This window comes from Candidatus Desulfolinea nitratireducens, assembly GCF_982879505.1.
Genome location: NZ_CEYOSI010000349.1, coordinates 1 through 2,197 on the forward strand (window position 1 = coordinate 1; position 2,197 = coordinate 2,197).

Sequence of the window (2,197 nt, forward strand, 5' to 3'; positions counted from 1 at the left end):
CTAGACACGTTTTCAATCAGGTCCGGACTCGTTGAGCCTCCTGTCTAGGCTCGTTTCAGATCAGTTTATACCCCATCCATGAAGATGATTGGATGAAACCATTCATTCAATACAGTCTTGTTTTTGGCCTTGGTTTCGGAATAGCCTTTGCCCTACTGCGGCGGAGGAAAGGTTGAAATGCCATAGGTCAATTTTGATAAACTAAATTACCGGAGTATCCATAAATAGCGTGGGGTTTTAGTCTCATGCTATAGAGAAAAGCGTCTCGCAGCTTCCCTTGGCGCAGGGTCTTGATTAGGATAAACCTGCGGGAGGCTCTCTAAAATCCTTATCCCAATGCTCTGCGTTGGGGTCTATCTTTGGCTGTATAATTACAAAGTATTCAACACTGGATTTTCCCTAACAAACCAACCCTGCAAAAATCAGGAGCACCCTATGCGTCAATCCATCCTCACCGATCAACAAGCTGAATTTCTGCGTGAAGAAAAAGAAAGCCTCGCGGGCATTCAGCAAGCCCTCTCCAGGCTTGAGCTCCCCCGTGAATCTCTGGATAGCCTCCAGAAAGCGATCCTCCAACTGGATGAGCTTTTCCTGATCGTCGTTGCCGGTGAATTCAACGCCGGCAAAAGCGCCCTCCTGAATGCCTTATTGGGCGAGAAAGCCCTCCTTGAAGGGGCCACCCCGACCACCTCCCGCGTGACCCTGGTCAAATGGGGGGAGCAGGCGGCTGAGCAGATCGTTGACGAGGGCTATGCGATCTACACCTATCCTTTACCCATCCTGAAGGAACTCAATATCGTCGACACCCCCGGCACCAACGCCGTCATCCGCCAGCATGAACGCCTGACCGATGAATTTGTCCCGCGCTCCGATCTGGTCCTCTTTATCACCTCTGCCGATCGACCGCTGACTGAAAGCGAACGTCAATTTCTCGAACGGATCCTGACCTGGGGCAAAAAGGTGGTCTTTATTTTGAACAAGATCGATATCTTTGATGAGGCCTCTGCATTGGATGAAGTCCGGGATTTTGTCATCAAACACGCCTCGGTTCTGCTCGGAGACAAACCTGACCTCTTCCCTGTTTCCGCCAAATTAGCCCAGAGTGCGCGGTCCCAGGCGGATCCCGCTCAGGCCCGGCGCCTGCGCGCAGAGAGCCGCCTGGATGCGCTGGAGGACTATATCAACGCCACGCTGGACGATGTTACCCGGCTGGAACTTAAGTTCAACAACCCGATCGGTGTCGCTGATAATCTGGTTTCCCGGGCCGAGGAATTGAACCAGACCCAGGCCACCGTCTTGCAGGATGACAAGGATACCGTCAGGGCCCTGGAAATAGCGATCAGCGCCTACGAAAGTGAGCTGGAAAGTGAGCTTGGTCCCCGCCTCGCCGAAGTCGAGAATATCCTCTTCCGGATCGAGAACCGCGGGATCGACTTTTTTGACAGCAAACTCCGCCTGACCAATATCCAGGAATTGATCCGCGGCGAAAAAGTCCGTGCCCAATTTGAGAAGGAGGTCCTGGTCGAGATGCCGCAAAGGATCGAGGAACAGGTCCAGCGCCTGATCGATTGGCTGGTCCAGAAGGATCTCCACGAGTGGCAGCAGGTGATGGGCTATCTTCAACGGCGGCAGGCCCAGGTCAGCGAGCATCTCGTCGGCGAGGCTTACGGGCCGCGGGATACACGTCGGCGTGAGTTGATCGACACGGTCGGGAAAACCGTCCAGACCATCGTCGAAACCTACGACAGCAACCAGGAGGCCAGCGAGTTGGCGGCCAATGTCGAGGCTGCTGTCGCGCAGATGGCGCTCCTCGAAGTGGGCGCTGTCGGCCTGGGGGCAATCGTCACCTGGGCTGTGCTCTCCTCCGCACTTGATATTACCGGAACCCTGGCGGCTGGCACGATGGCCATCCTGGGCTTTTTCGTGATCCCCTTTAAGCGAAAGCAGGCCAAGGATAATTTCAAGAGTAAAATGACTAAATTGCGGGGTAAGTTGATCGAGGCCCTGACCACTCAATTTGGAAACGAAGCCGAAACCGCGGTCGCCCGCATGCGGGATGGTGTCGCCCCCTATACGCGTTATATTCTTTCCGAACGTGAACGGGTTGAAAATACCGAGGCCACCCTGAAGGAGCTGCGCCAGTCGCTCTCTGCGCTGCGCGCGCGTTCTCAATCCGTGTTGAAGTAAATTCTTAATG

General features: G+C 54.4%; 1 protein-coding gene. It reads left to right on the forward strand.

Annotated features, from left to right (window positions below):
• The first annotated feature begins 435 nt into the window (after positions 1–435).
• Positions 436–2,187 (forward strand): dynamin family protein, encoded by a 1,752-nt coding sequence (locus tag AC3DOM_RS17660; RefSeq protein ID WP_487920356.1) that lies wholly within the window; start codon positions 436–438, stop codon positions 2,185–2,187.
• The last annotated feature ends 10 nt before the right edge of the window (positions 2,188–2,197 follow it).